Raw genomic sequence first — 226 nt, 5'->3', positions numbered from 1 at the left:
GGCGAGCCTCACCCGCTGGATGGCCCGCGACCCGATGGGTCTCATGATCCGGGCAGTGCAGGTCGAACTCAGCCCCGTCGACGATCGCACCTTCCGCTGGCAGCTCAAGAAGCCCTTCCCCAAGCTCCTGCTGGCCCTGGGCAAGAACAACGCCCCGTGCGCCTTCATCATGCCGGAACGGATCGCCAAGACCGATCCGTTCACGCAGATCACCGAGTATGTCGGC

General features: G+C 65.0%; 1 pseudogene. It reads left to right on the top strand.

The features are described from left to right. Positions 1 to 226 (top strand): annotated as a pseudogene (locus MFF40_RS28680) (ABC transporter substrate-binding protein); the annotation flags it as partial.

The sequence above is a fragment of the Methylobacterium mesophilicum genome (assembly GCF_022179445.1).
GTDB lineage: Bacteria > Pseudomonadota > Alphaproteobacteria > Rhizobiales > Beijerinckiaceae > Methylobacterium > Methylobacterium mesophilicum.
This window is presented reverse-complemented; position numbering and strand designations above follow the sequence as displayed.